This window comes from Saccharibacillus sp. JS10 (assembly GCF_024436065.1).
Lineage (GTDB): Bacteria > Bacillota > Bacilli > Paenibacillales > Paenibacillaceae > Saccharibacillus.
On record NZ_JANFNS010000006.1, the window covers coordinates 80838 to 107288 of the forward strand.

The following is a 26451-nucleotide window of genomic DNA, read 5'->3' on the forward strand; positions in this document are numbered from 1 at the left end:
GCTTCATCCTTTTTTATCTTTAGATCGAGCGAGGTCTTTCGGTATGATCCGGTAAAGTAGCAGAATTCGTATCTGTATTTGTGTAAGAAGCGTCTTCGTTTTTACGTAGATTCGGCGGATCGTTTTGCGGCTTTGGCTTGTCTTTTCGAGTGACTAGATAAATCACCAGAGCCACGATAGCAGGAAGCGCAATGGAGACGATACCAACCGCGATATACGTAGGCGTCCCCATAAAGATAAGGCTCAGACCCATCAAGATACTGTCGAACACAACGTGTGCGAACATTGCGGTAATGTAGCCATAACGCAAGAAGATAAAGCTGAATAGCAGACCCAGGAATAACAACTCAATCGGTCTTGTGATCACGGGATAGATCGGATACAGCGTATGACCAAACGCCCAGATCAGTGAGGTGATAACACTCGCGGCTATTGTGCTGTGTAATACTTTTTTGAGCATCGGAATTCCGAAAAGACGGTAGGTCGCTTCTTCCGAAATACCCGCCATCCAAGCCATGACCGGGAATAACCACGCGTACATCATGTTGTACGTAGACTGCGAATCGTCGGTCGTCGAGAATACGTCGAGAGAACCTTCCAATATGAAGAAGATAACGGCTTGCACGGCAAGTAAAATGATCGCCCATAAGTAGCCGGTTTTCAGAGATTCCCATACATGGCGTCCGTAATGGGGTTCGCCGCGTCTTGCCCACATATTTTTGCCTTGACTGCGCCAAAGCCCGTCGCCGGCAACAAAGGAGAAGTACAAAGCCGCCGCCATAAACAAGCTCATGACGATTTGGATAATAAACGTAATAAAGAAAGTCAATTCGGAATAGCTGCTCCCTAAAAAGTAAGGACGAAGATTCCAGACCGAGAAAATAGAAACGACGAAGTAGAAAATAGACAAGAAGATCCCGCGTTTGAACGATGTGTACTTTCTGAGCGAAATCGCATAAATAACTGCCAATATGCCCAGCACGAGCGTCAATAGCAGATAACCGCCGTAAGTCATACGTTCTGCCCATTTCGTTTGATTGGCAATATAGCTGGTGTAGCTGTCTGGAACGCTAAAGCTTGAGCGGATCGAAGATACTTGATTGCCTTCGAACGAAACGTTGACTTCCAGCGTACTGTCACCAATCTTGTCAGTAGAAGAAGTATAACGTAATCCGTCATCAAGCTGCGTCGATGTTCGTTGCAACTCAGCTTGATCCAAGCCAAAATCGCTTAAAAGCGGCTGTGCGATTTTTTCTTTGTCTTCTTGCAGTAAAGACTGGTCTTCGAGTGAAGGCGGAACAGATGTTAGATCACTTAGCTGATCGGCGTAAGAAGTCGGCAAGTTGTTGAACGCGAAGACTTTGCCTGTTTTGCCGCCGACATCAACCGATAACGTGCGTTTCTCTCCGTTTTGATCATAATGATAAATGACACGGAACACTTCGTAAGGGAAATCCTCCCCATATTCGGTATCATATTTGGAGACTAGACTTTCACGCGATAAATAGCCGTATAAGTCAGAGTCGCTGCGATAACTAATTGAAGCGTCACCGAGCGGTTCCTCGATCCCGAGCTTCGATGTCGCAAATTCCGCAGCGGTCGTCTGTGCTTGTTCTTTGGTAATGAGTGAATATGCTTCTTGCTGAGTCATATCGCTTTGGAACAATGTGGTGAAGTTGAATAAGAAATAAATGACAAGCCCGATTGCGGCGGCTATTCCAAGTTTCTTATAATTGACGTGTAAAATAGGTTGTTGCGGGTCATTCATGATTGTCCTCCTTGCCGAATATGGAATTTCTTCTTCTAAAATACCATATTCCGCAAGTCAGATACCAGAATAGCGACCGATTGATGAATCAAATCGTTATTGTCGTGGTCGATAAGGTGCGGATATAATAGGAAGAATCATGAGAAACAATAGGGTGAATAAGAAGCAGAAAGGGGAGACGCAGAAGAGATGGCAATAGCGGTTCCCAAATTCAAACTTAGATTTGCGCCGCCGCAGATTTTGGCGATCGGATATGGAGTCATGGTACTGATCGGTACGTTGTTGTTAATGCTCCCGGCAGCGAATCAGACCGGAGAAGCGTTGCCGATGATCGATGCCTTTTTTACAGCGGTATCTGCGGTATGTGTTACCGGGCTTGTCATCGTAGACACCGGTACTTTTTTTAACGGTTTCGGTCAGACGGTTATTTTGATTTTGATTCAAGTCGGCGGCTTAGGCTTTATGACCATGGCAACTTTGTTTGCGTTAGTCTTTCAACGGCGTATTTCGTTACGTGAACGTCTACTGCTCCAAGAAGCGATGAATCAAGGATCGGTACAAGGAATTGTGCGCTTGATTCGGCGTGTTTTGTATTATTCGCTTGCGATTGAAGCCGTCGGCGCTTTGGTGTTTGCTCTGCGACTATCGATGGATATGCCGTTTGATCGCGCTTTGTATTACGGGTTATTTCATGCGGTATCTTTTTTCAACAATGCAGGGTTCGATCTGTTTGGAGATTTTTTAAGTCTAGCGGCGTATGTTCAAGATCCGATTATGAATTTGACTTCGGTTGCGTTGATTGTGCTCGGTGGGATCGGTTTTATCGTATTGTCGGATTTGGTAGACTTCGCGGATTGGCGCAAACAAAATAAAATGTCCCTTCATTCGAAATTGGTACTGTCAACGACAGGTTTATTGATTGTAGTTGGTTTTATTATCTTTTTGATTTTCGAGTGGAGCAACGCGGGCACCATCGGAAAGCTTAGCGTCGGTGGCAAAATGTGGGGAGCGCTGCTTCAATCCGTAGCGCCGCGTACAGCCGGGATCAGTTCGGTTAACTTGGTCGACCTGCATCAGGCAACGCAATTTCTAGTGTTGATCTTGATGTTTATCGGTGCTTCGCCGGGTTCGGCTGGAGGCGGGATCAAAACGACCACATTCGCCGTAACGATCGGTGCAATGATTGCGATGTTACGCGGACGTAACGATGTCGTGTTTTTCCGAAAAAGATTGGCGCGCGAACAAATCCTTCGAGCGTTGACGATCATTTTGCTCTCATTGGCTTTTGTGATCGTAATCGCCATGTTAATGTCGATTACCGAGAAAAAAGATTTTATGGTGATTTTGTTCGAGACCACATCCGCATTTGGTACGGTGGGGCTGTCACTTGGACTAACGCCGGAATTATCTACCGCCGGCAAGGTCTTGATCGCTTTGACGATGTTTGCCGGAAGAGTCGGTCTGTTGACCTTGGTTTACGCACTCAAACCAAAAGAAAAGTTCGAAAAGTTTCGATATCCTGAAGGTAAAATTATTATTGGTTAAGGTGGTGCATGTGGCTTGAGTACACAGCAATTTGTCGTAATCGGACTAGGACGGTTCGGAATGAGCCTGGGGATGGAGCTTGTCGAACTCGGATACGAAGTGATGGGCGTCGATCGAAACGAAGAAGTTGTTGAAGAGTTAGGCGATCGTTTCACGCATTCCGTTGTCGCGGATGCGACAGATGAAGAAATGCTGCGTTCGCTTGGAATTCGAAATTTCGATTGCGGCATCGTCGCGATCGGCGAAAATATGCAGACCAGTATTTTGGCGTCGATCTTGTTGAAAGAATTAGGTGTGAAAAAAGTCGTTGCTAAAGCGATCACAATTTTGCATGGACGCGCATTGGAGAAGATCGGTGTAGATCAAGTCATTTTCCCGGAGCGAGATATCGGTATTCGGGTTGCCCATCAGCTTGTGACGCCGAACTTGATGGATTACATCAAATTAACAGACGATTATTCGATTGTTGAAATGAGAGTGCCGAGTTGCTTGAATACGCGTACGGTTGCCGATTTGGATTCACGCTCGCGCTTTGATTGTACGATCGTGGCTCTGCGTACGGAAGCGGGCGTTACGATTGCACCGAAAGCCAATGATCAAATGCGCGAAGGCGATATTATGGTGATTGCCGGCAAGAATGATCGGATTGAACAGTTCGAACGCGAAGTCGTCAACATCGAAGAATAAAGGCAACTTAGAAGACGTTCCGGCGATGCGGAGCGTCTTTTTTGCGGCAGAAATTCGGTTCTACTGCAAGGAATCTTCATTGCTTTTCGAAAAAATGGCGATTTGGTGAACAAGTTAGTTTGGAAGCGTTTCCTTTTGGCAACAGGAAGAAAAAGGGTCTTAGTGCGCTCTATTACTGTATTCGTAGACAGCAAGCGCCTTCAATCGGTTGTTGCTTCGTTAACCTTTCTCTACGCTTACATATACTATGTAGGAATTTTTTGTTTTCAAAAAGTCGCCATATCGGTTCCATTCTATGAAATTTTGGAGTAACATAAAAGGGAAGCTGCTTTGTTCACAAAATTGTAAAGGGTGATCACCCTCGGCTTTTCGCAAGCTTCGGCAAGCGGGCCGACAAAGCGGGAAATTCCTTTGTGGGATTTATGAAAACGTTCTAAAACGGACATTTTGCGGCATGAAGGATTGATTCCGAAGAGCAGCGGAATGTCGAATCATGAAAGGGGACGGTTCGGCAGATGAAAGGTTACTACGCCAGAAAGGTGCACTCGTTGTTAGGGCTTATTCCGATCAGTTTATTCCTTATTGAGCACGCGATTACAAACTTCGCAGCTTATGAAGGTGGTCCAGAAGGGTTCCGCGACGCGGTGCGACTGCTTAATGATCTACCACTTGTTTTCTTCCTTGAACTGTTCGCGATTTGGCTTCCGCTGCTCTTCCATGGCGTGTATGGCCTTTATATCGCTTACCAGGCACAACCTAATCTGGGGCATTTCAAAACGGAGCGCAACTGGCGTTTCGTGATGCAACGGATCACTGGCGTTATTGCTTTTATCTTCATCATTTGGCACGTCTACACGACGCGCTTCCAGATTACACTTGGCAACACTACTCACGACGAGCTAGGCGGTTGGATGCACAATATCGTCACTCAACCCGGGTTCTTCGTTTTCTTCCTCGTTGGTGTTATTGCAACGACGTTCCACTTCGCTAACGGCGTGTGGGCATTCTTCGTAAGCTGGGGCATTACGGTTGGACCGCGTGCACAACGTATTTCTTCGTATATCTGCCTGGGCTTATTCGTAGTCGTAACTGCAATGTTCTTGATGTCGCTGTTCGCTTTCCGCAGTGCAGAATTCGCGGATACGGCTAGCGTGATCACTACGACACTTCATACAATGATTGGTTAAGGGGGACTCAAGCAGACATGGCAAAATCCGGACTGATTATCGTCGGCGGCGGACTCGCGGGCCTTATGGCGACCGTCAAAGCAGCTGAAGCTGGCGTTCCTGTACAACTCTTTTCTCTCGTTCCCGTTAAGCGTTCGCACTCTGTGTGTGCACAAGGCGGAATTAACGGAGCCGTTAATACAAAAGGCGAAGGCGATTCGCCGTGGCTTCACTTTGATGATACCGTTTACGGCGGTGACTTCCTTGCGAACCAACCTCCGGTAAAAGCAATGTGTGATGCTGCTCCTGGCATCATCCACTTGATGGACCGGATGGGCGTTATGTTCAACCGTACACCGGAAGGTTTGCTCGATTTCCGTCGTTTCGGCGGAACGAAATTCCACCGTACGGCTTTTGCCGGCGCGACGACAGGTCAACAGTTGCTGTACGCACTGGATGAGCAAGTACGTCGCTATGAAGCTGCGGGTCTCGTAACGAAATACGAGAACTGGGAATTTCTCGGCGCGGTATTGGATGACGAAGGCGTATGCCGCGGCGTGAGTTCGCAAAACTTGCGGACGATGGAGATCCAGACTTTTGTTGCCGATGCAGTGATCTTGGCAACAGGCGGTCCGGGTATCATCTTCGGTAAAACAACGAACTCTGTTATCAATACCGGTACAGCGGCAAGTGCCGTATACCAACAAGGCGTGCATTACGCGAACGGCGAATTTATCCAAATTCACCCGACCGCGATTCCGGGCGACGACAAACTTCGTTTGATGTCGGAATCGGCACGCGGCGAAGGCGGACGGATTTGGACTTACAAAGACGGCAAGCCGTGGTACTTCCTTGAAGAAAAGTATCCGTCTTACGGAAACTTGGTTCCGCGCGATATTGCAACGCGCGAAATCTTCAACGTCTGCGTGGATCAAAAACTCGGCATCAACGGCGAGAACATGGTCTACTTGGATCTCTCGCACAAAGACCCGAAAGAACTCGACGTCAAACTTGGCGGGATTATCGAGATCTACGAGAAGTTCATGGGCGACGATCCGCGTAAGATCCCGATGAAAATCTTCCCGGCTGTCCATTATTCGATGGGCGGAATGTGGGTCGATTATAATCAAATGACGAATATTCCAGGTCTGTTCGCAGCCGGCGAATGCGAGTATCAGTACCACGGTGCGAACCGTCTGGGTGCAAACTCGCTCGTTTCCGCGATTTACGGCGGTATGGTAGCGGGGCCTAAAGCGGTTGAATATATCCGTGGTCTCAAAAAATCGGCAGCCGATATGTCCAGTACGGTATTCGAGCGCGAAACAGCTAGGCACAGCGCCCGCTATAACGAGTTGATGAACATGGACGGAACCGAAAATGCTTACGTCTTGCACCGCGAACTCGGCGAATGGATGACCGACAATATGACGGTTGTTCGTTACAACGACAAGCTGGAGCAAACGATCGGCAAGATCAAAGAACTCAAGCAACGTTACCAAAAGATCAATATGATCGATACTGCAAAATGGAACAACTCCAGCGTCGCGTTTACGCGTCAATTGTGGAACATGCTGGAATTGTCCGAAGCGATGACAAAAGGCGCTCTGCTTCGTAACGAAAGCCGAGGCGCTCACTATAAGCCGGACTTCCCGACACGTAACGATGAAGAATTCTTGAAAACAACGAAAGCGACATGGACACCTGACGGCCCGAGCATTTCTTATGATCCGGTCGACGTCTCGTTGATCCCACCTCGCGTTCGCGACTATTCGAAAGACTAACGTTTTTGAAATTGAACGGAAAGGTCTTAGGTACAAGTAAGACCTTTCCGTAAAACGAATGGGGGAGAACAGATCATGGCGGAAACTACAGCTGCACCAAATGCAGGTCAAAATACGTCGCGAAGAGTTAAATTCGTGATTACTCGTCAAGATACGCCGGAAACGAAACCTTATACGGAAGAATTCGATCTTCCTTATCGTCCAGGGATGAACGTCATCAGCGCCTTGATGGAGATTCAACGTAATCCAGTCAATGCCGAAGGCGGTTCTACTGCACCGGTATGTTGGGAATCCAACTGTCTGGAAGAAGTATGCGGTGCTTGTTCGATGGTAATCAACGGCAAACCGCGCCAAGCCTGCTCGGCGCTGGTTGATCAGTTGGAACAGCCGGTACGTATTGCACCGATGTCGACATTCCCGGTCGTTCGCGACTTGGTTATTGACCGAAGCCGGATGTTTAACGCGTTGAAAAAAGTCAAAGCATGGATTCCAATCGATGGCACGTACGATCTGGGTGCAGGTCCACGTATGCCAGAGAAAAAACGTCAATGGGCGTACGAGTTGTCCAAGTGCATGACTTGCGGCGTATGTCTGCAAGCTTGCCCGAACGTTAACGACAAAACCGACTTTATCGGTCCGGCAGCCTTGTCGCAAGTTCGTTTGTTCAACGCTCACCCTACAGGTGAAATGAACGCAGACGATCGTCTGGATATGCTGATGGAAGGTTCGGACGGAATCGAAGGTTGCGGTAACTCGCAAAACTGCGTACGTGCGTGTCCGAAAGGCATTCCGCTGACAACTTCGATCGCAGAACTGAACAAACAAACAACGAAACGTATGTTCAAACGTTGGTTCGCTCAATAATCATTAGAGTTAAAGCATTTGAAAAAGAGCCTGCTTTTGCAGGCTCTTTTGTTTATTTTATAACTGTGAAATCTAATCTATACAAGGTATTTGGTGTATTTCGTGCTAAACTGGAAAAAAGATTGATATTCATTTTACGCATAAGATATGCCTAACGAAGGAGTTTATAAGCAATGACTACGAAACCCCCGATTACAGAAAAACCATATACGAGAAGTTCGATCATGCAAGAAGCTTTGTCTCTTGGCGTTCAACCGGGTACTACGCTACTGGTTCATTCTTCACTTAAAGCGATCGGAGGGTGGATTGCAGGCGGAGCGGAAGCTGTGGTGCTGGGACTCGAAGATGCACTCGGCGATCAAGGTACTTTGGTCATGCCGACGCAATCTTCGGAGTTGACCGATCCGGCGATCTGGATGAATCCGCCGCTCGATCCGAGTTGGTGGGATCTGGTGCGGGCGGAGATGCCGCTGTACGACCCTGATATGACTTCAACGACAGGAATGGGCGCTATCCCTGAGACGTTCCGCAAGCAGCGCGAAACGCTCCGTAGCCGCCATCCTCATTTGTCTTTTGCCGCTAGAGGCCCGGAAGCGCAGTCGATCATCGAAAATCATTCATTAAGTTACGGTCTGGGCGAACAATCCCCACTAGCAAAGCTTTATGATCGTGATGCTTGGGTGTTGATGCTTGGTACCGGATACGGAACGAATACCTCTTTTCATCTAAGCGAATATCGCTCCGATTATCGAGGCAAAAAAAACCTGCGTCCGTCCGCCAAAGTAATGGGTGAGCAAGGAGCGGAATGGGTCAAGTTCGACGATATCAATTTTGACTCTGCTGATTTCGAGCGAATGGGAGCCGATTTCGAAAGTGAGCAAAACGGGCAGATCAAACGCGGAAAAATCGGACGTGCCGATTGTCGCTTGATTCCGCAACGTGTTTTGGTCGATTATGCGGTACGTTGGTTGGAACTATACCGGTAAGTTCGCGAAGCGATAATGAGGGGAGAACAAAAAGATGGCGGACAAAGAAAGAATTTCGGGCAATTTACCGAATTGGCTTCCGATTGTAACCGAGCGGTTAGAGCTTCGAATCTTAACGCATGAAGATGTACGCAATTGGAGCCAAAGCGCTGAAGACGAAGAAGTGACCCGTTATCTGGCTTCGGCAGGTCGTACCTTCGGTATGGGGAATCCCGACCGAGTCTACCGGCAGATCGAAGAAGCATACCGCAGTCTGAGTGCGCTGCATTTAGGTGTCTTTTTGCAAAAAAACGACCAGATTATCGGATTATGTTCATTCCAACGTTGGGATGCTAGAGGCGGAAAAGCAGAGCTTGGATTTGCGTTGGCGCAGGTTCATTGGGGAAAAGGATATGCGACCGAAGCGGCAGCAGCACTTGCCGAGTTTGGCTTTGAGCATTTGGAGTTAGAGCGGATTCAAGCGCGTTGCTTCGTGAAAAACGCAGCTTCGCTGCGCGTGTTAGCGAAGATCGGCATGGAGCGCCAACATCGCCCGGAATTCGGTTTTGGCGTGAAGCGTCGGGACGATGAATTAGGTGTCGTTGTATTTACGTTAACCCCGGACCAACTGAAAGCCGTTGAAGCGTGATTTTTGATTTTGTTACACAAATGAAATATAAGCGACATTGTTTGCTAATATAGTTGGGGTATAAATAAGACATGACCCCCTTTTGAAATAGAATACATTTAGACCCGGACAAGAGTCCGGGTCACTTTTTTGCGTATTTTTAAAGAGAGACTAACACTGGCTTGCGCTCTTTGACATAAATCCAATGTTTAAAGCCTATGTCTTTTAACTTTTGAGCTACCGCTTCAAAGTCTTCGCCTACGCGGCTTGGCTTATGGGCATCGGAGCCGAACGAGATCTGGACGCCGTAATGCAGCGCACGCTCCAAGATCGCGTCAGAAGGATACCAGCCGCCGCATAGCTTCGTTCCGCCGGATGTATTCACTTCGATCGCAAGACCCAATTCACCGATCGTTTGCAGCGCGGAATTCACCGCATCTTCCGCCGGAATATCGGCGAAAGCCGGATAATAACCTTTCATCGCATCGATATGTCCAAGAATCTGGAACATGCCGCTGCGCGCGGAAGCTTCGATCAAGCGGTAATATTCTTTTTTCGCTTCAATCATGACGGAGGATGACAAATTATCCCACCGATTGCGGTCAAAAATACTTTTGCCGCTGCTAATATGTACCGAACCGATCACATAATCGAAAGGATAACGCTCGATCGCTTCACGATAAGGGCGTTCATGATCGATAAAATAATCCGATTCAATTCCCAGCAATACATCGATTTTGCCTGCGTATTCTTTTTTGAGTCGCAGTACTTCTTCGACATAGTTATCCAGCTCCAAGCGCGACATCGCGATCTTGGGCATCGGATGATCCAAAGGGCTGAACAAGTGTGGCATATGATCGGAGATGCCGATGACGGACAAACCGTTCGTGATCGCGGACTCGATATAATCGCGTATATCGCCGTCCGCATGACCACAACGGTAATGATGCGTATGAAGATCAAACTTCATGTGCAGAACCTCCTGCTTGAGTAAGTTTTCGGTTATTCAGATCCGATAAATTGCGTTTCCGGCATCCCTTTGAGATCGGCAAGAAATTGACGCATAGCGGAGTTGATATACTTGCCGGAGCGATAAATAACGCCGACAGGATGCGTGGTCTCGAATTCTTTGACGGGAAGTCTGATCAGCGAGCCTTGACGGACTTCTCTGGACGTTGAAAGTTTGGAGATTACGGCTGCGCCGAGGTTGAGTTCGACCATACGTTTCACTTCTTCGCTGCTGGATAATTCCATTGCGATCGAAGGGGTAATTCCGTGTTGCTTGAACACCTGTTCTACAAACCGGCGACCTACGGTATCGGGTGACAACATAATGATCGGAATTTCTTTCAGATCTTCCAATTTCACATTCGTTTTTTTGGCGAGTTCGTTATGAGGAGACACGACAAGCTCGAATGTATCATAGTACAGCACGGAAGTCTCCAAGTCTGGATTGCGTTCGATCAAGTAGCCGATGCCGATATCGACCGAACCATTTTCAACCAAACTATAGATTTGTGACGAAGGCATCGATTGAATACTGGTCTGAATCAACGGAAACTGATTTTGGAAATAAGACAACACACGCGGCAAAATCTGAATCGCGATCGAGGTCGTTGTCCCTAACATAATATGCCCCTGCGGCGTTTCTTCGAGATCGGTAATCTTCTGCTTCAATTCTTCAACAACAGCAAGAATACGTTCAGCATGCTCCAAAAAGACCAATCCGCGATCGGTTAAGGTCACAGGTTGACTGCGATCGACAAGAACGGCTTTGAATTCGTCTTCAAGGCTTTTGATCTGCGCGGAAACGGCGGGTTGTGTAAGATTGAGCAGTTCCCCGGCTTTGCGGAAGCTCATCGTTTTGGAAATGGTGACGAGCGTTTCTAACTGACTCATATTCATGAAATTTTTCCTCCCACCGCGTATTGATTCCTTAAATTATAGGTGCAACATGAAAAGAAAAGCAATGTAGAAGTCTATAATAATTCAGAAAGAAACCGAGATCGTTCCCTATACCTACTACTATAAATAAAGATTCTACTTTTTCTTACTCTGTAGTAAACTTGACAAGACTAGATTGGGCATTATATATGACTTCAAACCTATTCATAGATTTACTCCGGTACATTGAAATATAGGAGGAAAATAATGAGAAAAGAACGATCAACCAGCAAGCTTTTGAGGTCAGGCATGATGATGGTGTTGATTCTGCTTCTTAGTCTTCAAGCTGTTCGCCCCGTACTTGCCGCACCGCCTTCAGCACCTTCAGTGATAACGGGTGCCGAAATCATCACGATCAGTAATTATGTATCGGGTGCGACTCTAAAAGTATACAAAGCTGATACGAATGAAGTCGTATGGCAAGAAGCTAATGTAACGACAGCTACAAAAACATTAGATTTGTTGCCGTATTCGAAGTCCTACTATGTAACACAGACCGTAGGCGTCGAGCAAAGTACCAATACCCCTTTTTTCAATACAAGCTTACGTACCCCGTTAGCGACTCCCGGCATTCGATTTATCGACGTCACGAATGTGTCGGGTAATACCACGCTAGAACTTCATCGTGTCTCCAACGGTTCGCTAGTATCCACCACCGTGTCTAATCAAGGCGGCGGGGTCTACCGTTTCCAGAATGTAATTCCAGATAGTAGTTTGTATTATATTGTGCAGACACACAGCGACCAAACAAGTAACAATACGCCATTTCTGACGTCCAGGCTCAATACGCCTATCGCAACTGGTGGAGCCGAATATGTAGATGTAACGAATGTCGATACGGATATCGGTGCTTCGCTTCGATTGTATAACAGCGATGGTACACTAGCCTCTAATTCATCGATTAATCAAGGAAACGGTACGTATCGTTTTTCTAATGTCCCGGTAGCTTCCGGTTATTACGTGACGCAGTCGGTGAATGGCGTACAAGAAAGCTCTAATCAGGTGAATGTGGCTCCCGATCTTCCCAATCCACCTGTGATTACAGCAGGGTATGAGTCTATAGAGGTAAGTTCGATCATTCCCGGCGCTACGCTAACACTCTATAACACACAAGGTACATTTATTGATGAGTACGTTAATGTATCCTCGTCTACATTTACGATTGAAAATCTAGTGCCGAATACAATCGGTTATTATGTGAAACAAACTGTAAACGGGAAAACAAGCGTTAATTCGAATTTTGCCAATCCAACCCTGCATGTTCCTACCGCAACAGCAGGCGTCGGCTATATTGATGTAAATAACGTAACCAATGGAGCTAATTTAAAGTTATACAATGCCGGTAACGGTCAGCTCGTATCTAGCACTACGGTAGATCAAGGGAACGGAGTCTATCGTTTTGAAAATGTAGTCCCGCTTGAAAAATACTATTATGTAACTCAATCTCTTGGAGGTCGCGAGAGTTCGAATACGCCTTTTGTAAATTCGATGTTACCTACGCCTGTAATTATTGCCGGTGTTGATTATGTGGAAGTGAGCAGTACGTATGCAGGCGCCACAATTGTCTTATACAGTGGTGCTACACCTTTATCTTCTACCCCTCAATCACTCGGTAACGGCATTTATAGGTTTAACGATCTGGATGTAGAAACGCCTTATTACGTGGTGCAGTCTATCAATAATGTGCCTAGTCAGCCTTCTAATATTGTACAGATCGCAAAAGTCTTACCTCTTGCACCCGTTGTAGCAGGGATGGACGAATCGATCCAAGTGAGCGGTTATACTTCCGGGGCAACTTTGAAGCTATATTTGGCTAATGGCACGGAGATTCAGACATTCCCGAACGTGACCGGCTCGGTCTATACGATGGAAAATGTATTACCGGATCAACAGTATTATTATGTCACGCAAGTCGTAAATGGAGACGAAAGCGAGAACTCGTTATTTGTTAATTCGACTTTGCGCATACCGATTGCGATTGCAGGTGTCGAGTCGATTAATGTGAGCCATGTATCTTCCAGCAGTCAGTTGAAGTTGTACGATGCGGATCGCGATACCGTTGTTTCGCAGACGTATACGATGCTTGATGACGGCACATACCGTTTCGAAAATATTGCTCCCCTTCAAGGTTCTTATTATGTGACCCAATCCGTCAATGGAATCGAAAGCGTGAATTCGTTGTTTGTGAATCCGATTCTGCGCACACCTACTGCGAAGGGCGGACAAGAATTTCTTGATGTCGACAATGTGTATCCGGGCGCGACATTGAAGTTGTTCCGCAGCGGAACTGCGCAGCCACGTGCGATCGAACCAACGAACTTGGGAGAAGGCAAGTATCGGTTTAATGGAATTTCTTCTCAAGGTAATTATTATGTTGTTCAATATGTGAATGATGTAGCGAGCCCTCGTTCCAATACCGTTTCCGTGACTGTAAGAGAGAACGCTTCGGTTCCTGTCACTAATGAACCTAGTACAACGCCAGTGGTAACGCCTACTCCAGATGCACAGCCGGTAAGCGTAGATGTACTGGTGAATGGACAGATCCAAAAGGCAGGAACATTAACTGAAAGCGTTCAAGAAGGTCGTAAAGTACAGACGATTCTTGTGAACCCACAACTTGTGCGCAGTGTACTTGCAGCCGCTGGTAAAGGTGCCACGGTCACGGTGCCTTTTACGAATATCGGAGATACCGATAAGCTGGTCAGTCAATGGAACAGCGAACTGATCGGGGAAATGATCAAGCAAAAAGTTATCCTTGTACTGGATACGCCGCTTGGAAAGTACAGATTGCCAGCTTCGCAGCTAGCGGGAGCGAGCGGATCGGGAGCAGATTTTGCGAATGCTCAAATTGATATCTCGATTGCCAAAGCATTAGCTACAGATTCAACCAAGATCAACGATCTTGCTGCAAAGAATCGATTAACGGTGCTGCAACCGTCTGTCAGCTTCGAGATCGAAAAAACAGTAAATAGCAACCGCACAATTATCAATCGCTTTAATCAATACGTGGAACGTATGATTCCTTTACTGCCAAGCATTAATACTAATGCAACGATTACAGGTGTCGTGCTAAGCGGAAATGAGCTTGTACCGGTACCGACACGTGTGATGGAACAAAACAATCAGAAATATGCGGTCATCTCTAATTTGACCAACAGCACGTATGCGTTGGTTAAATCTGAAGCAAAGCTACAAGATATCAATGGTAGCTGGGCAGCATCGTCGATAGCCAATATGGCGGCTCGATGGGTTATTGAAGGCACAGGCAACGGTCAATTTGAACCAGCGCGATCGATCACGCGTGCCGAATTTGCTTCGATTTTGACCAAAGCACTTGGATTGAAGCCAAATGCTGCGGGTTCCTCGTTTGCCGATGTAGCGTCATCTGCTTGGTATAGCGAAGCGTTATCAACAGCAACCGAGTATGAATTAATTACTGGATTTGCAGATGGAACATTCCGTCCGCAGCAGCAGATCACACGCGCTGAAGCGATGGTAATGTTATCGCGAGCGATGCAATTAACTAGATTACAGCCGCAAAATAATGATAGCGAGACCGTACTAAAATCCTTTGTTGATGCAAATAATCTTCCTGTCTGGGCGCGCAGCGCAGCAGCCGATACAATTGCAGCTGGATTGTTCAACGGTCAAAGCGGTAAACAACTGGCGCCACAAAAATGGGTCACACGAGCTGAAGTCGCAACCCTTGTAGAACGTTTATTGCGTGAATCGGGTCTGATTTAATTTGAATATGTGAGTTTGGCTTGACGGTTTGGGTATGCAAACAAATTTGTGTATCCAAGCCTTCATTTTTTAATTGATTAATAAAAGGATATAAAAAACCCCTCCCTAAGACTCAACTTTTCTAATGATTGGTATTTAGCTGTAAAAAAACCATCTCCAGCGGGCGATAAAAGAAGAAGCTGAATTTTTAGAAGACGTTATGCGTAAAGGCTGAATCATTGTGCAAAAAATGTACAGAGTTCAGTCTTTTACGTGTCCATTCCATGTAAAAAAGGTTGATATACAGGCTTAATTGTCGAAAGTTTCGGGTTAGCACTCATTCTGGAAAAATGGGATGCTTTATTTTTTTCACTGACGTATAATTGGGGTAACAAGAAAGTGGGACTAAAGGTTATTGAGTTGGAAGTCCCAATCATCCCATAGACGTGATTCCAAAAACCTAAGTAGTAAGGGGCGAATGTATATTATGAAAGCGGAAGTAATTAACCCGTTTTTGGAATCGGCAAAGCTGGTTCTTCAGCAAGTCATTCAGATTTCTCCATCAACAGGAGCATTAGCGATCAAAAGCGTAAAACCGATCGATGATCATATTTGGATTCAAATCGGCATGACAGGTCAATTGTCCGGCAATATTATTTTCGGATTGCATGAACAAGTCGCGATGCGAATCGTATCTGCAATGATGGGCGGCTTCACGATCACAGAACTTGACGAGATGGGTCGTAGCGCAATTTCGGAACTTGGCAATATGATTAGCGGCAATGCGGGGATTTTATTGTCCAATCAAGGCGTTACGGTAGACATTACACCGCCGAACGTACTGCATGGTCAAGCTTTTACAGGCGTGATGCCAGAAAAAGCACTCACTATTCCACTGCTGATGGATGGAATCGGCGAACTGGATATTCAAGTTTTAATCTCGTAAAATAAAAGGCGAACTTATTCGATTAAGATCTAACAAAGGAGCATTCGCCTTGACGTTAACCAATAAAGTGATATGGATCACAGGCGCTTCGAGCGGAATCGGAGCGCTTATTGCTCGTTTTGCCGCTGAACAAGGAGCGATTCCGATCTTAACCGCAAGATCGGAAAACAAATTGCGCGAAGTCTCGGCTGCCTTGCCCGGGAAGCATGGCATAATGGTACTGGATGTCACGGACGAACAATCGGTACAAACGGTAGCGCGGCGAATCGTCGACGAATACGGCCGCATTGATGTGCTGGTGAATAATGCGGGATACGGATTGTTCGAACGTGTAGAAGACATGGAGCTGAGCGACTACGAAGGCATTATGAATGTCAATTATTTCGGCGTCGTTCGTTGCACGAAAGCGGCGTTGCCGCATATGCGCGCAGCAGGTAGCGGGCAAATTCTGACCGTTGCTTCGATGGCGGGCAAGTTTGCTACGGCAAAATCCGCGGGTTATGCCGCTTCCAAGCATGCCGTATTAGGTTTTATGAATTCGATGCGGCAAGAACTTCGCGGCAGCGGGATTACGGTGTCTTCGGTCAATCCGGGACCGATCGATACGCCGTTCTTCGAAACGGCTGATCCAGACGGCACTTATGTAAAAAGTGTAGATCGCTTTATTTTACCGCCGGAAAAAGTTGCCCGCGAAATTGTACGGGTGATGGAGAAGCGTAAAGAAGAACTCGATCTTCCGCGTTATCTGGGGTTTGTGGTTCGGTTGTATGGGCTGATGCCGCGTACGCTGGATAAGCTTGCGGGGCGGTTTTTGAATTTGAAGTAGGCTAGAAGGCAGAAAGATCGACCTCGTTGAGGTCGATCTTTTTTGTCTTCTATCTTTTTTGTCTTCTAGTTGAAAAGACGTTTTCGCAGATCCTTTTTGTGTTAATGTTTGGGAAGCAGCATTATAGTCAGGAGGGGAGACGATGAGCTGGGTCGCTTCGCAAGCCTATTATCGAGTACAACGTGAAGTCAGTGAAGGCAAGCAGCAATGTCAACGATCTGATCGGTATATTCATTTGTACAAAGACAAAATCACGACGCATCGCCGCGAATTTGCTTTGCATCAGGTGTTCGATATTTCGTATCGGCGAATCGGAGGGGAGATCGGAATGTTGTATCTACATACGCATACCGGCGTGTTTCCGTATACCGTGAATACAGATCCCACACCATTTATCCAACAATACAAATCGATGCCTAACCAATCCGTATAACTTTAAATCTACAGGTTTTATACCTTTATGAAGTCGTATCCACGTCAAGACGCGTGGATGCGGCTTTTTTCGATATCTATCATTCAATCGAACTTTAAATCTAACGTTGACGTCAACGTTAATATGATGTAATATACATATGTAAAAGTTGTTATATTAACAGGAGGCGTGCTAGCGATGTTCAAAATCGATGAAGTTGCCAAAGAAACGGGGCTTACGAAGCGAACGATTCGTTATTACGAAGAAATCGGGCTGATGCCTACGCCGGAGCGAAGCGATGGCGGAACACGGCTATATACGCAAGAGCATATTCATCATTTGCAGCGAGTCATCTCCGCAAGAGACGTGCTGGGCTTTTCGCTGCAAGAGATTCAAGACTATATGCTGTATGCGCAAGAATTAACGGGGCATCGCGAATTGTATCCGCAACTTCGTGATCCGAAGCAGCAGCTAACGAAGCTACGTGAAATGGATCAAGCGTTAGAAGCTCAGCTTCGTACATTGGATGAAAAAGCTTCGAAAATTTTAGCAATGAAGCAAGAATTAGAGCAGTTTCGTGAACGCGTGACAACAGGGATTACCAGATTGGAAACGGAGGAAAAAGAGTCATGAAAAGCGATGTATCGATCAAACAAACCCAATTACCGCCTGAAGGCAAGACGATTAAACAAGGTGGATTTTTATCGCAACCGAAAGCCGTATGGGCAGTCATGTTCGCTTGTATTATTTCATTTATGGGGATAGGCTTGGTCGATCCGATCTTGCCCGCGATTGCGACGCAACTGGATGCTTCGCCAAGCCAAGTCTCGCTATTGTTCACCAGTTATAACTTTGTAACCGGGGTCGCGATGTTGATTACCGGATTTGTATCAAGCCGGATCGGCGTCAAAAAAACATTGCTCAGCGGTATCTTCCTCACGGTCGTATTCGCGGCGCTTGCCGGTTCGTCCGATACGATCGCTCAGATCGTCGGATTCCGCGGCGGCTGGGGGCTTGGTAACGCGCTCTTTATCGCAACGGCATTGTCCGCAATCGTTGGATTATCGACGTCGGGCACAGCAAAAGCGATCATTTTGTATGAAGCGGCACTTGGACTTGGGATTGCGGTCGGCCCACTGCTCGGCGGTGAATTAGGTTCGATCTCATGGAGAGGGCCTTTCTTCGGGGTTAGCGTACTGATGGCTTTGGCTTTTGTGGCGGTTACCGTATTGCTTCCGAAAATTCCAAAACCGAAAACAACAAGCAAATTGTCCGATCCGTTCAAAGCGTTAAGTTATCCATCGCTGATGACGCTCGGGATTGTCGCATTCTTGTATAACTTCGGATTCTTCACGTTGATGGCGTATTCGCCTTATGTAATGGAACTTGATGAACATGGACTCGGTTATGTATTCTTCGGTTGGGGTCTGTTGCTTGCGATCACCTCCGTATTTGTAGCGCCACGTATCCAAAATCGTTTCGGTACAGTGCGTTCGATGGCAGTCATGTTGACTTTGTTCGCTGTCGATTTACTTGCTATGGCAATCGGTACAGTGATGGGAAGCCCAACTACAGTCATTATCTGCGTAATCGTAGCCGGTGCTTTCTTGGGGATTAACAATACGTTGATTACCACAGCAGTCATGGAGTCCGCTCCGGTCGAGCGTTCTACAGCTTCGGCAGCTTACAGCTTTGTACGCTTTATGGGTGGTGCAGTATCGCCTTTCTTGGCAGGTAAACTCGCTGAATGGTTTAATGCAGAAATGCCATTTTATTTCGGTGCTGCGATGGTCGTGATTGGCGTAATCGCGCTGCTCGTTAGACGTCGCCATCTATCCCATATCGATGAAGCAATCAGTCACTAAACGCTAAAAAAGGAGCGGTATATCATGAAGCATATTTTAGTTGCAGTAGACGGTTCGGAAAGTTCACAGCGTGCTTTGGAAGAAGGAATTCAGCTTGGCAATGCGCTTCGCGAGCCTGCTATGCTTACGGCGCTGCATATTGACCGCAACATGCCGATGAATGAACCCGCGCTTGGTTTTGATCCAGAAGCCGAGATCGAAGCGGAAGGAGTGGCATTGTTGGATTCAGTCAAAAAGTCGCTGGAACATTCGGGTTTGAATTATAAGACGGTGATTCGAAAAGGCGATCCGGCACGTGAGATTTGTGAATTTGCTAAGGCGCAATCGGTCGATTTGATCATAGTAGGGACAAAAGGGCAAAGCCTTGCTGCTGAACTGTTACTTGGCAGCGTAAGCCACAAAGTCATTCAACACGCAACTTGCCCGGTCATGAGTATTCGCTAAACATCAATTAAATCTATGATAAACGGAGCATCCTGGCCTTCAATTGAAGGAAAGGGTGCTTTTTGGCGTTTTGGTCTGGTATGCTTAGAAATGGTGTACGGTTTGTATTTCAATTTGTATTTAAGACCCTTTATAATAGGAAAAGGAAAAAGAACGAGTGATCAGCTGCATTCATACGCAATTACATTTAAAGGTGGATATAACGAAATGACAAAAGAGATCGAACAATTTTCACAGCTAGGGATCGGCGGAGCGCTGACCGCTGAGTTGCTTCAATATGGAATCGAAAAACCAAGCCCGATTCAAGCCGAAGCGATTCCGCCTATTTTGGAAGGACGCGACGTTTTGGCGCAATCCCAGACGGGTACAGGAAAGACACTATGCTATCTACTGCCGTTACTTCAAAAGATCGACGCGGATAAAAAAGAAAGCCAAGTGCTCGTTATCGCACCAACGCAAGAATTGGCGATGCAGATCGTACGCGAAGGCGAAAAATACGGGGCTCCGCTCGGTATCGGTACGATTGGCTTGATCGGCGGCGCTTCGGCATCTCGCCAAGTCGAAAAATTGCGTCAGCGTCCGCATCTGGTTGTCGGAACGCCGGGACGACTGCGCGAACTTCTGTCTACTCGCAAATTGAAACTCCATGAAGTCCGCACCATCGTACTGGACGAAGCGGATCAAATTTTCCAAATGGGCGGAGCGGACGATGTACGTTCTTTGCTCAAAGGCGCGCTTCGCGATCGTCAGTTGATCTTCTTGTCCGCGACGCTTGGACGCGATGTACGAAGTCTGGCTGAACGCGAAATGAGGGACGCGGTCGATGTCGGGATCGAACCGGAGCAAAAGTTGGCGAAATTAACGCAACATCTGTATTTCGTATGCCAACAGCGTGATCGGATCGATACGCTGCGCCGCGTGGTACGCCATTACAATCCGCAGCGAGTGATCGTATTCGTGAATCAGACCGATACGATTGCCGAAGTCGAAGCGAAATTAAATCATTTGGGGCTTGAAGCGCGCACGTTGTACGGCGATTCGGACAAAGTAACGCGCGCGACGGTATTGTCGCAATTTCGTTCGGGGAAATTCCGTTTGTTAGTCGCAACAGACGTTGCGGCGCGTGGTCTCGATATTCCGGGGCTTGAACTTGTGGTACACCTTGATCCAGCGGCGGATTCGGAGCATTACGTACACCGTGCAGGGCGTACCGGTCGTATGGGACGCAAAGGCTTATCCGTCTCGATCGTTACAGATCGTCAAGCTTTTATCATGCGCAAATTCTCGCGTGAATTGGATACCGAAATCGTAGAACGCGCCTTGTACGAAGGGGCTGTACTGTCGCCGGAAGAAGCAGACGAGCGCCGCGCAGGCGCATCTCGCCGCACTCCGAAAAAGCCAAGTTCCGATTCGGCAAAAGGACGCAGCGATTCCAAAAGCGCGACTCGCTCGGTTTCTTCAGGTTTTGCTGCACCGAGTGAAGGAGACAGTGGAACGACTTCGCGTTCAGCTGATCCAAAGCGCGCTCAATCGGCTAAACCTGCGGCACCTGTGGGTCGCGGTCCGAAAAAAGGCAAAAAACAGCCGAACAAAGATAAAGGCGCACCGAAATGGCTCAAAGATAAGCGGTCTTCGCAAGACCCTTCATAAATTCATCATCAGATGTTCAGTAGGAACGGGTAGGAGAGGTGAAGCAGTATGAGTGAACAAGCAATGTTGAAGATAGGAAACTTAACGGGCGGCTATAGCGTGAACAAGCCCGTTTTGCATAATGTCGATTTTGAAGTGGCTCCGGGCGAGATGGTCGGTCTGATCGGTCTTAACGGTGCAGGCAAAAGTACAACGATGAAGCATATTCTAGGGCTGATGTCTCCTCGCGAAGGCGAAGTGCGTATCAATGGTGCGCTGCTTAAAGATGATGCAAGCAGCTATCGTTCGTCGCTCGCTTTTGTCCCGGAAGCCCCGGTATTATACGAAGAACTGACGGTACGCGAGCATCTGGAATTTACAGCGCGCGCTTACGGCGTCGATCATGCGGTCTTCGATGAGCGAGCAGAGCGTCTGCTTAAACTCTTTTACATGAAAGACAAAGAGCATAGCCTTTCTTCGCATTTATCCAAAGGGATGAAGCAAAAGGTCATGATCATGAGTGCTTTTATCGCCAGACCGCCGCTATATGTGATCGACGAGCCGTTTCTTGGTCTTGATCCGCTTGGGATTCGCGATTTGCTGGAATTCATGGTGGAAGTGAACCGCGAAGGGGCTTCGATCTTGCTCAGCTCGCATATTTTGTCTACGATCGAAAACTACTGCAATCGCTTTGTGATTTTGCATAAAGGCCGCATTATCGTACAGGGAACTTTGGAAGATATTCGCCTTTTCGCTAATATGCCAGGTGCTTCGCTGGAAGATATGTTCGACCGATTGGTTCGAGCCGAAGGTGCAGGAGGCATTCAATGAGCCGCGAAGCGCAGCAAGAGCGCCAAAATTCGGGCTTGCCGTGGACGCCGGGAGTTGTGGCTCCGATGACTGCCGAAGGCATGGTGGCGATGCGGAATAAGCGGCGTTCGATCTTTCTGGGTCGGATCTTGCCGTATATGCCTTACATTATCCAAAGCGGGCTTGCGGTATCGGTATTATTGCTGCTGATTTTGTTCTCGGCATGGTATACGTCGATCTTGCAAAATACGCCAGCCGATCTGCCGATTCAATGGGTGCTTCCGCTGCTGTTATTCCCGCTAGCGGCTTGGAGTAGTTTCCGTACGTATCTGCAAGCGGCAGATACCGTGTTTTTATTGCCGCTCGAAACGCAAATGAACGCTTATTTTGCGCCGGCTTGGCGAGCAGGCGTTGTCGGCAAGCAATTGGTGACGTGGTTGGTCTTGCTTGTAGGATGGCCAATCTATATTCGAGTACTTCCGGATCAGCATCAAAATCTATGGTTAAGCTTGGTTTTGTTATTGGTACTCAAATTAGTCTTTGCTTATGGCGCTTGGCAAGAGTATCGCACGGTGTCGGCTCGTTATTCCGATCTATTGGTATGGATTCGCTGGATCGGATCGGCGGTTGTCCTATTCGCATGGTTTGGATTGCCGCTGTTATGGGCGGGCATCATTTTGGTTGTCGTGGTTGCGATATACTTAGGTGCCGTTCAATTCCCTGCTAAACATCGTGTGCCGTGGGAACGATTGATTGCCGTTGAACGGGCACAAGCTGGACGGGCAATGCGGATGCTCGGCTGGTTCGTCGATGTGCCGACGCAAGACCCGCGTGTATATCGCCGTCGGTATTTATCCGGTGTCGGTCGATCGATTCCGTGGAAACCCGAAGATGCGTATCGCTTTTTGCTCACGCGTTCGTTTATTCGCGGTGATCTGCTAGGGATGGTCGCAAGGCTTGCCGTAGTGGGATTTGTATTGCTGCTGCTGGCGAGAGAATCGTGGCTGGGTATCGCGTTGCTTCTCTTGTTTACCTTCATGATCGGCATGCAGCTTAACGGATTGCGCCGAACTCACGCCGATTCGCTCTGGCTGGCACTTTATCCGATTCCCGAAGATTCACGCGTACGTGCAGGGCTTCATCTGATGCTTCGCGTACTATTGATTTCTTCGGTATTTATGTGGTTGCCGTTCCTGCTCACGTTGCCGTCCGATCCGCTGCTTGCAATCGGCGCGCTTGCCGGAGCTTTGGTCTTGTCATGGCTGCTGCGCAATTCCGCGAGTCGGAAATGGAGAAAGCTAGAAGGCGAAGACGATTGATCGTGAGATTTATGTACATGGATAACAAAAAGACAAACCCGCCGGAATAGCAGGTTTGTCTTTTTTCTTTATGCCTAAAAAGCTAAATTCTTTTACGATCCTTGTACTTCTTTCGCGCCTTTGTACACCAGATCGAATAGATCTTCCAAGTTTTCTTCTGCGATGCAAGAGAAAGCGATACGCAGATCCGTTTCTCCAAGAGCAATCGTACCGACTCCGTATTCGCGCAGCAAATGCTGACGCAGCTGTTCGGCAGGGATGCCTTCGTTCAGCTTCAAGCACATAAAGTACCCGGAGTTAAACGGATAGTATGTCCATACGCCTTCGTATTTGCCGCTGTTCAGCAAGTCTTTGACTTTGTTAGCGCGACCTTTCATGATGACGAACTTTTCATGTTTTTGTGCTTCGAACTCGGAAGCTTTGAGCGCTTCGAGTACGAACGTCTGAGACGGATGAGGACCGCTAGAGATGGTGGCACGAATGATGCCCATCGTTTTTTGTTCCAGACCGCTCAAAATATCTGCGTTATCCGAAGCGAAAGTGATAAAGCCTACGCGGAAGCCCCATACAAATTCTTCTTTGGTTGCGCCGTCGATTTTGATCGGCAAAATACGCGGATGCAAATCCGCAAGTTTGCCAAACAACGACTCATGCAGCGAATCTTCGAAAAACAGTCCAAAATAAGCATCGTCGGTCACGACAACCAGATTAATTCCGGCTTCGGCGGCTTCCAACAAAACGCTAATAATTTGATTGCCTTCTTCGACGCTTGGCGTATAACCGGTTGGGTTATTAGGGAAGTTCAGCGGTACAATCGCTTTGCCTGCTTCTTTTTGCGCGAATAGCGCATTACGGAAAGCATCGGCGTTAAACTTCATGTCTGCGGTGAACAGTTCGTAATTGACGATAGTCGCACCGCGGCGGATACCGAAAGTCAATTCGTAGTTTTCCCAGTTTTTATCTGGATACACCACCGCATCACCAGCGTCTGCGAACAGATCGGCTACGATGCTCAGACCGTGCGTAAGTGCATTGGTCGCGATCGGATTGCCAAATGCTTTGTTTTCAAGTGAAGGATTCTCACGAATCATTTTTTCGCGCCAAGCCGCGCGAAGTTCCGGTTTGCCCGCAGGCGGCGCATAGCCGTACAAATCTTTTGGGTTATACGCTGAAAGTTTATCTTGGATCACGTTCAAGTGCATCGGTCCGCCGTTTTCGGTTGCGATCCCGATCGTTGCGTTATATGTCTTGGCGTGTGCCGTCGCTTCCGCGGACTGACTCAAGATGCCTTCTTTCGGAAAATAAATCTCCCGTCCAAGTCCCGATAGCATATCGTAGACATGCTCATTTCCTGCTTTGATCTTATCGTTCCATTGTTCAGCCATTGGATTCATTATGCGACTTCATCCTTCCAAACAGAATTGCGTCAATTATAGCATTCTCCTTACATGGCGTCACGGGGCAAGCTTGTATTTTTTAACGAATTCCGTCGGATATGGCGCTTTTTTGTCTGAACGCAAGATCGCTTCCGCTATACCAAAACGTGTAGAATGACTATAGAAGATGTCGTTGTGATAAAAAATATTGGATGCGCGTAGATATTCGAATCGAGAGGAGCTTAACATATGGGCATGATCGGCTATTTGCAACAAGTCTCTCCAGAACTTTTGAATGCGTTGATTCAAGGTGAACGGGATATTCATGAATACCTTTTTGATCAGGAAAAAGGCGAAGAACTCGATCTGGACAAAGCTTGGCATGGTCTACATTATTTGCTTTGCGGCGATGCGTTTCAAGGCGAACTTCCTCTATTTAATGCTTTGATGGGCGGTAGACCGATTAACGAACACGAAACCGAAGATATTATCGTACGTTATTTGACTGTAGAAGAAGTAGCCGAAGTATCGAACGCATTGACGCAGATCGGACAAGCTGAACTCAAGCAAGCTTTTGAGCCCGATCAAATGAATGAAGCGGGAGTTTATCCTTCTTCGGATTGGAACGAAGACGGTGAGTTGGATTATTTGCTAGCGTACTACGAACCTTTGAAGACTTATTATCAACAAGCGGCGGTAAAAGGCGAAGGGATGTTACTTTACGTTTCTTAATCAATAAATCTCAACAGGAGGGCTTATGGATCATTTGAACGAAGAAAAAAATAGGGAGCGTCTACGCGGTGGGCTACTTGGTCTGACCGTGGCGGATGCGTTAGGCGTTCCGGTCGAGTTTCGCACACGAAGTGTGTTGGATCAAAATCCGGTTACGGAAATGTTCGGTTACGGGACGTATAATCAACCGCCCGGCACTTGGTCGGACGACAGTACGATGACATGGTGTACGGTGGAAAGCCTAGCGCTGCAACACCAATGCGATACCGAAGATATGGCAGGTCGTTTTGTACGTTGGCTGACCAAAGGCTATATGACGCCGCATAATGAGCTGTTCGATATTGGCAATGCGACGCGAGAAGCACTGGAGCGATATCGGACAGAAGCGGTATGGGCGAAATTCGCAGGGCTAACGAGTGAATTTTCTAACGGAAACGGTTCGTTGATGCGTATCCTTCCGGTTGCTTTTTATGTACAAGATCGAGAACCGGCAGAACGTGACCGAATCGTGAGCGAAGTCTCGTCGATTACCCATCGTCATCCGAGGTCGATATTGGCGTGTCAGATTTATGTGGAAATCGCGCTTCGTCTGCTACGTGGAGATTCTGCCGATCAAGCTTACCGGTTAGGTATAGAGAAGATTGGCGCGCGTCATCGCGATCATGCGGAGTGGGGAGCTTTTACCCGCATTTGGGACGGTGGATTGGCTTCGCTGAAGCGTGACGAGATTCGTTCGAGCGGTTACGTGGTCGATACGCTGGAAGCTTCGTTATGGTGTATGCTTACGACTTCGACTTACGCTGAATCGGTATTGAAAGCTGTGAATTTAGGCGAAGATACGGATACGACGGCAGCGGTAACTGGAGGATTGACCGGGATTTTGTATGGAGAATCGTCGATCCCAACAGAATGGTTGTCGCAAATTGTAAAGGTAGACGAACTTCGGGAATTAACGGCTCAATTTGAAAAAACACTCAAATCATCCAGTGCTTCATAGGCGTTGATCTGAGAAAATGAATAA

Annotated in this window: 23 protein-coding genes; 19 read left to right on the forward strand and 4 right to left on the reverse strand. The window is 47.4% G+C overall.

What is annotated here, in order from left to right; all coding sequences use genetic code 11:
- Positions 1 to 19: 19 nt before the first annotated feature.
- A complete protein-coding gene (locus NOM90_RS17125) occupies positions 20 to 1768 on the reverse strand; it encodes a CPBP family glutamic-type intramembrane protease (protein ID WP_255943714.1) in 1749 nt (582 codons plus the stop codon).
- Between the two features lie 189 nt (positions 1769 to 1957).
- Between NOM90_RS17125 and NOM90_RS17130 the strand changes: the two genes are divergently transcribed.
- From NOM90_RS17130 to NOM90_RS17160, 7 genes are all read left to right on the forward strand, one after another.
- Positions 1958 to 3313: a TrkH family potassium uptake protein gene (locus NOM90_RS17130; RefSeq protein ID WP_255943715.1), complete on the forward strand. Its 1356-nt coding sequence runs from the start codon at positions 1958 to 1960 to the stop codon at positions 3311 to 3313.
- Positions 3314 to 3328: 15 nt separating this feature from the next.
- On the forward strand, positions 3329 to 4000 hold the full coding sequence (locus NOM90_RS17135) for a potassium channel family protein (RefSeq protein WP_255943717.1): 672 nt from the start codon (positions 3329 to 3331) through the stop codon (positions 3998 to 4000).
- Positions 4001 to 4515: 515 nt separating this feature from the next.
- Positions 4516 to 5187, forward strand: coding sequence for a succinate dehydrogenase cytochrome b558 subunit (locus tag NOM90_RS17140; RefSeq protein WP_255943719.1), 672 nt, complete (start codon positions 4516 to 4518; stop codon positions 5185 to 5187).
- Between the two features lie 17 nt (positions 5188 to 5204).
- Positions 5205 to 6947 (forward strand): succinate dehydrogenase flavoprotein subunit, encoded by a 1743-nt coding sequence (sdhA, locus tag NOM90_RS17145; RefSeq protein ID WP_255943720.1) that lies wholly within the window; start codon positions 5205 to 5207, stop codon positions 6945 to 6947.
- Positions 6948 to 7022: 75 nt separating this feature from the next.
- Positions 7023 to 7811, forward strand: a complete 789-nt coding sequence (gene sdhB / locus NOM90_RS17150) for a succinate dehydrogenase iron-sulfur subunit (protein ID WP_255943722.1) — start codon at positions 7023 to 7025, stop codon at positions 7809 to 7811.
- Between the two features lie 173 nt (positions 7812 to 7984).
- Entirely contained in the window at positions 7985 to 8797 is an 813-nt protein-coding gene (locus tag NOM90_RS17155; RefSeq protein WP_255943723.1) for an AAC(3) family N-acetyltransferase, read from the forward strand.
- A 34-nt stretch (positions 8798 to 8831) separates the two neighbouring features.
- Positions 8832 to 9425 (forward strand): GNAT family N-acetyltransferase, encoded by a 594-nt coding sequence (locus NOM90_RS17160; protein WP_255943725.1) that lies wholly within the window; start codon positions 8832 to 8834, stop codon positions 9423 to 9425.
- Positions 9426 to 9564: 139 nt separating this feature from the next.
- Here NOM90_RS17160 and NOM90_RS17165 read toward each other — a convergent pair whose 3' ends face one another.
- Positions 9565 to 10374: a histidinol-phosphatase gene (locus NOM90_RS17165; RefSeq protein WP_255943726.1), complete on the reverse strand. Its 810-nt coding sequence runs from the start codon at positions 10372 to 10374 to the stop codon at positions 9565 to 9567.
- 32 nt (positions 10375 to 10406) lie between these two features.
- The gene (locus tag NOM90_RS17170) at positions 10407 to 11309 is read right to left on the reverse strand and encodes a LysR family transcriptional regulator (protein ID WP_255943728.1); all 903 of its coding nucleotides are present in this window, start codon (positions 11307 to 11309) and stop codon (positions 10407 to 10409) included.
- Positions 11310 to 11555: 246 nt separating this feature from the next.
- Between NOM90_RS17170 and NOM90_RS17175 the strand changes: the two genes are divergently transcribed.
- From NOM90_RS17175 to NOM90_RS17220, 10 genes are all read left to right on the forward strand, one after another.
- Positions 11556 to 15092 carry an S-layer homology domain-containing protein gene (locus NOM90_RS17175; RefSeq protein ID WP_255943729.1) on the forward strand — a complete coding sequence of 1179 codons (3537 nt, stop codon included), beginning with the start codon at positions 11556 to 11558 and terminating at the stop codon, positions 15090 to 15092.
- 466 nt (positions 15093 to 15558) lie between these two features.
- The gene (locus NOM90_RS17180) at positions 15559 to 16017 is read left to right on the forward strand and encodes a chemotaxis protein CheX (RefSeq protein ID WP_255943730.1); all 459 of its coding nucleotides are present in this window, start codon (positions 15559 to 15561) and stop codon (positions 16015 to 16017) included.
- Between the two features lie 49 nt (positions 16018 to 16066).
- Positions 16067 to 16843 (forward strand): SDR family NAD(P)-dependent oxidoreductase, encoded by a 777-nt coding sequence (locus NOM90_RS17185; protein WP_255943731.1) that lies wholly within the window; start codon positions 16067 to 16069, stop codon positions 16841 to 16843.
- Between the two features lie 142 nt (positions 16844 to 16985).
- A complete protein-coding gene (locus tag NOM90_RS17190) occupies positions 16986 to 17276 on the forward strand; it encodes a hypothetical protein (protein ID WP_255943732.1) in 291 nt (96 codons plus the stop codon).
- A 177-nt stretch (positions 17277 to 17453) separates the two neighbouring features.
- Positions 17454 to 17888, forward strand: a complete 435-nt coding sequence (locus NOM90_RS17195) for a MerR family transcriptional regulator (protein WP_255943733.1) — start codon at positions 17454 to 17456, stop codon at positions 17886 to 17888.
- Positions 17885 to 19120, forward strand: a complete 1236-nt coding sequence (locus tag NOM90_RS17200; RefSeq protein WP_255943734.1) for an MFS transporter — start codon at positions 17885 to 17887, stop codon at positions 19118 to 19120. The genes NOM90_RS17195 and NOM90_RS17200 overlap by 4 nt, the downstream gene beginning before the upstream one ends.
- A gap of 24 nt (positions 19121 to 19144) precedes the next feature.
- Positions 19145 to 19564: a universal stress protein gene (locus tag NOM90_RS17205; protein ID WP_255943735.1), complete on the forward strand. Its 420-nt coding sequence runs from the start codon at positions 19145 to 19147 to the stop codon at positions 19562 to 19564.
- 207 nt (positions 19565 to 19771) lie between these two features.
- The gene (locus tag NOM90_RS17210) at positions 19772 to 21214 is read left to right on the forward strand and encodes a DEAD/DEAH box helicase (protein WP_255943736.1); all 1443 of its coding nucleotides are present in this window, start codon (positions 19772 to 19774) and stop codon (positions 21212 to 21214) included.
- Positions 21215 to 21262: 48 nt separating this feature from the next.
- Positions 21263 to 22024: an ABC transporter ATP-binding protein gene (locus NOM90_RS17215; protein WP_255943737.1), complete on the forward strand. Its 762-nt coding sequence runs from the start codon at positions 21263 to 21265 to the stop codon at positions 22022 to 22024.
- The gene (locus NOM90_RS17220) at positions 22021 to 23322 is read left to right on the forward strand and encodes an ABC transporter permease (protein ID WP_255943738.1); all 1302 of its coding nucleotides are present in this window, start codon (positions 22021 to 22023) and stop codon (positions 23320 to 23322) included. The genes NOM90_RS17215 and NOM90_RS17220 overlap by 4 nt, the downstream gene beginning before the upstream one ends.
- A 92-nt stretch (positions 23323 to 23414) precedes the next feature.
- Here the strand turns inward: NOM90_RS17220 and NOM90_RS17225 are convergent, their stop codons facing one another.
- Positions 23415 to 24716: an aminotransferase class I/II-fold pyridoxal phosphate-dependent enzyme gene (locus tag NOM90_RS17225; RefSeq protein ID WP_255943739.1), complete on the reverse strand. Its 1302-nt coding sequence runs from the start codon at positions 24714 to 24716 to the stop codon at positions 23415 to 23417.
- Positions 24717 to 24947: 231 nt separating this feature from the next.
- Here NOM90_RS17225 and NOM90_RS17230 point away from each other — a divergent pair, with 231 nt between their 5' ends.
- Both NOM90_RS17230 and NOM90_RS17235 read left to right on the forward strand, forming a co-directional pair.
- A complete protein-coding gene (locus NOM90_RS17230) occupies positions 24948 to 25430 on the forward strand; it encodes a YfbM family protein (RefSeq protein ID WP_255943740.1) in 483 nt (160 codons plus the stop codon).
- A gap of 25 nt (positions 25431 to 25455) precedes the next feature.
- The gene (locus NOM90_RS17235; protein WP_255943741.1) at positions 25456 to 26427 is read left to right on the forward strand and encodes an ADP-ribosylglycohydrolase family protein; all 972 of its coding nucleotides are present in this window, start codon (positions 25456 to 25458) and stop codon (positions 26425 to 26427) included.
- The last annotated feature ends 24 nt before the right edge of the window (positions 26428 to 26451 follow it).